5 protein-coding genes are annotated in these 4,077 nt (G+C 62.8%); 4 read left to right on the top strand and 1 reads right to left on the bottom strand.

Annotation, left to right across the window (positions count from 1 at the left end; all coding sequences use genetic code 11):
• The 4 genes from ACTHL0_RS17635 to ACTHL0_RS17650 form a co-directional block, all read left to right on the top strand.
• Nucleotides 1-359: phasin family protein (locus tag ACTHL0_RS17635; RefSeq protein WP_440568108.1), on the top strand; the 359-nt coding region annotated here is incomplete at its 5' end.
• Nucleotides 356-976 carry a hypothetical protein gene (locus ACTHL0_RS17640; protein WP_440568109.1) on the top strand — a complete coding sequence of 207 codons (621 nt, stop codon included), beginning with the start codon at nucleotides 356-358 and terminating at the stop codon, nucleotides 974-976. The genes ACTHL0_RS17635 and ACTHL0_RS17640, both read left to right, overlap by 4 nt.
• A 125-nt stretch (nucleotides 977-1,101) precedes the next feature.
• Nucleotides 1,102-1,719: a hypothetical protein gene (locus ACTHL0_RS17645; protein WP_440568110.1), complete on the top strand. Its 618-nt coding sequence runs from the start codon at nucleotides 1,102-1,104 to the stop codon at nucleotides 1,717-1,719.
• Nucleotides 1,720-1,791: 72 nt separating this feature from the next.
• On the top strand, nucleotides 1,792-2,409 hold the full coding sequence (locus tag ACTHL0_RS17650) for a hypothetical protein (RefSeq protein ID WP_440568111.1): 618 nt from the start codon (nucleotides 1,792-1,794) through the stop codon (nucleotides 2,407-2,409).
• 704 nt (nucleotides 2,410-3,113) lie between these two features.
• On the opposite strand, the gene ACTHL0_RS17655 is transcribed toward ACTHL0_RS17650, so the two are convergent.
• Nucleotides 3,114-4,077: D-serine ammonia-lyase (locus ACTHL0_RS17655; RefSeq protein WP_440568112.1), on the bottom strand; the 964-nt coding region annotated here is incomplete at its 5' end.

Consider the following 4,077-nt stretch of genomic DNA (forward strand, 5'->3'; position numbering starts at 1 on the left):
CGGCGCTCGACGACGGCTGGCGCAAGGAACGCGATCAATTGCAGCTGAAAGATGCGGCCGCCTCGATCAAGGCACTGGCCGAGATCCACACCGATCTGGCGACGCGTGTCACGCAGGGACAGACGCAGCACGCGAGCGCGCTGACGAGTGCGACCGCGCAATACCTCGAGGGCCTGGAGCGGTGCCGCAATCTGCAGGATGCATCGATGCTGGCCGCGAAGCTATTCGGCGATATGCACAATCAGGCCAGCGCCTATGCGGCCCACCTCGCCTCACTCGCGGTGGGGGTGCCGGCAGCGCTCGTCCAGTGGGCTGAGGCGCAACTCGACAGCGACGACGACGCCACGGGGGCCGCATGAACATCGCGCTGCGCTTCATCAATCGATCGAACGATTGCGGCAACAGCGAGGTCGTGCTGTTTCAGCGCGACGTCGTGCCCGAGTTCGACGAGTTGGCGATCGCCTGGCGCGTGATCCGTTACTGCGGCCGCGATTGCATTCATCCCTTCGCCTACTCCAGCGATGTCGAAGTCGCACTCGGCGACGACAACGGGAATTTTTCGCCCCGAATCGCCGCTGCTAATGGTAGCCGTCTAATCGTCGCCACTCATGCCAGCGGACGGCCGCGGCTGGCTCGCGCCCTCGATGGCACGGTGCATTCCAATATCGAAGTGGTCAATCAGATGGGACGCGGCGCGGTCAACGTGAATGCGTTCGTCGCCGGCCGTCTGATGGCCGCGAAATCCGCGGTCGCGCCGGGGCAAAAAGCGATCTTTCGTTTCTCGCCAGTCCTTTGGATCGGCGTCGGCTCGCAAATCGAAGAAGGCCGGGCGCTGGCATCGGCCGTCGTTTCGAGTGCGAATACGCCACTCGAACTCGCGGGGATCGCATCGGCCGACATCGTCATGACCGGTGGCGGTGCCGGTGAAACCGCCCAGCCCTTCCAGTTCAAACTCGAAAACGTGCTGCGCCTCTAGCGAGCCGCGCAAGCCTTACCCGCTTTCAACGGTCCTCGATTCACGTTCGACGGTCCCGCTCTCGCGCGGGCCGGCGGTCAGGTGCGCGGCAAACCGATTGCCGCTTTTTTAATGAGGAGTTGTAGATGGACATTCAATTGAACTTCGTCAATCGCTCGAACGACGCAAACAACTCGAGCATCGTCATTTTCCAGAAAAACGTGTCGACCGATTTCGACGAACTGCACGTGGCCTGGAAAGTCATCCGCAATTGCGGCCAGGGCGATAACCATCCGTTCCGCTTCCCGATCGCGATGGCCGTTAGCACGAGCGACAGCTATGGAAACTTTATGCCGCAGCAGGATGCAACGAACGGCCAGGTGTTCCAGGTCCTGCGCGCGCCGTCGGGGGACGTGTTGCAACTGGCCACGCAGCCGGGTTCGAGCAAGGAAGTCCAGGTTCGCAACGATCTGCCGCAAGGCGCGGTGAACGCGACGATCTATAAGGACGGCACAGCGCTCGCGATCAAGACCTCGATCGCACCGGGCCAAAAGGCCGTGTTCGAGTTCAAGCCGACGATCTGGATCGGCGTGGCATCGCAGGTCGAACAGGGACAACTCATGAATTCGGCCGTGATGTCGGACATCAATACGGAGATTTCGCTGCTCGGCCTGAAGAGCGCCGACATCGTCATGACGGGTGGCGGCCCGGGCCGGCTTTCGTTGCCGTTCGCATTCAAGCTCGAAAACGTGGTGATGGCGTAAGGCAGTGCAATCGGCGGCATGCGAGGCGCGCCGCTCGATCTACCCGACAACATCCAATAGGCAGGGTTAGCGATGGACATCAAACTCAATTTCATCAACTTGTCGAACGACGTCAACCATTCGCAAGTCGTCGTCTTTCAAAAGAATGTATCGACCGACTTCGACGAACTCGCCGTGGCGTGGAAAGTGATCTCGAACTGCGGCCGCGGCGCGAATCATCCGTTCGTCTTTCCCATGGCGACGGCCGTGACAGCCAGCGATTCGGACGGCAACTACATGCCGAAACGGGTGGCCCAGAACGGCCAACTGTTCGCCGTCTCGCGCTCGCATTCGGGCAATGTGCTCGCCGCGGGCGGCGACGCGTCGACGTCGCGGGAAGTTCAGGTGCGCAACGATCTCGCCGCCGGGGCCATCAACGCCTCCATCTTCAAGGACGGCCGGCTGCTATCGACGAAGACGGGCATCGCCCCCGGCCAAAAGGCCGTGTTCGAATTCAAGCCGACCCTATGGATCGGCACGGCCTCGCAAGTCGAGGAAGGCCGGCTCATGAATTCGGCGGTGCTCTCCGACATCAATACGGAGCTGTCGTTGCTTGGCATCGCCAGCGCCGACATCGTCATGACGGGCGGCGGCGGCGGAACGGCAGCGGTGCCGTATCGGTTCGAGCTGGCCAACATCGTCATGGGCTAACCGGCCCCACGCCCCACGCCCGCGCCGGCGTTCCGTCCGCGTGCAGCTCATCCATCGCCCTTGTCGCCACCGCCCTTGCGGCGACAGGGCGCGCAGGCGTAGGTAATTTCCACGCTGTCATGCCTTCGAACCATCGACTACCATTCATCACACGAATACGGTACGAACGATACGGGGGAGCGCTGGAAAGCGCCGGCGGGGAGCTGTGCACGCCATCGCGAATGGCGAAATGCAAGACGATAAGCGTGGGCAGTACGCCCGCGCACATTCGCAGCGTGGTGGGGAGCGCGACAATGAGCGCACGTGAATCGGCCGGCATGCGCTAGGCCGCTTCGACGTGACTTCATGATCGTGTGCGTCAATGGCGCCTGCACAAAACGAAAACGAGCGAGCGGGGACGCCGGCTGAATACTCGGCACGAAAGCGGCTGCGCGCCATATCGATGCGCGCAGCGCATAGAAGAACACGACGAGCGATTCAGCCGGTTTCGCAACGCCACGCATTGCAACGGCGCCTGACGGGGAGGCGTGACATGGACATTATCGAGCTGGCCCGCAAAGCGGGCCTCGAGGTACTGCTGGATGCGCGCATCGGCACCCTCACCTACCACAGCGTATCGGGTTCGCTGACAGCGCTGCAACGTTTTGCCGATGCCGTCGAGGCCACCATGCGCGAACGACCACCGCTACCGCGCGATCCGCCCGTCAGACAGCATGCGAAGGTGCCTCGCCACACGCCGGCGACGCGTCTTCGCAAACGCGCGCTGAACGGTCGCCACAGGCGCGAGCGCGCTGCTGAAAGCGCATCAGCTCATCAGGCGGAACCAGCGAGCCGCCAGTCGTCCAGATAACGTGCGTCGCGCCTTGCGTTGCCACTCCATAGCGCTGCGTGTATGCGCGCCCTTCAGCCGCCCCCGTCACCCAAAGCGGACCGCCGACCGCCGCCGCGGCCGAGGGCTCCAGGTCGATCCCGAGCGCGAGCTTGATCGCGAGCAGGTGCGCAAACAACGTGTGATCCTCAACGGTAAAAATGCCGGAAAGCTGGCCCCTCATCAGCGGGGCGACGAGTTCTGACGCTTGGCCCACCGCGAGGCCGTCCGCTTCAGTGCAATTGTCCAGGCCGATGTCATAGACCGACATCGGAACATCACAGCCGCCAGCCAGTTGAACGAGCATACAAGGCGAGGCGGTCGGTTCCGCAAAGAAACAATGGACATTCCGGCCGAACACGGCTTTCAGCCCATGCGCGATTCCGCCTGGCGCGCCGCCCACGCCACATGGAATGTAGACGAACAAGGGGTGGCCATCGTCCACCGTCCGCCCCGCTTGCTCGAGTTGCGCCGATAACTCCAGGGCGGCCGCCGCATAACCGAGAAACAGCGATAACGAACGCTCGTCGTCGACGAAATGGGTATGCGGCGCGGCGGCCGCCATCTCGCGCCCTGCCGCCACAGCGTGCGCGTAATCGCCGACGTGTTCGATCACGTTAACCCCGCTATGACGCAACCGATCCTTCTTCCACTGCTTGGCATCGGCCGACATATGCACGACAGCTCGAAACCCCAGGCCCGCCGCAATCGTTCCAATGCTTAGGCCGAGATTGCCGGTACTGCCGACTGCGATCGTGTATCGGGCAAAACAGGCCCGTGCATCGGCGCCAGCAAGCAAA

Origin of the sequence: Trinickia sp., from assembly GCF_051961175.1 — a bacterium.
Classification (GTDB): Bacteria; Pseudomonadota; Gammaproteobacteria; order Burkholderiales; family Burkholderiaceae; genus Trinickia.

Coding starts and splice junctions, on each gene's coding strand:
- ACTHL0_RS17640 (WP_440568109.1), top strand. CDS start 356: ATGAACATCGCGCTGCGCTTCATCAATCGATCGAACGATTGCGGCAAC.
- ACTHL0_RS17645 (WP_440568110.1), top strand. CDS start 1,102: ATGGACATTCAATTGAACTTCGTCAATCGCTCGAACGACGCAAACAAC.
- ACTHL0_RS17650 (WP_440568111.1), top strand. CDS start 1,792: ATGGACATCAAACTCAATTTCATCAACTTGTCGAACGACGTCAACCAT.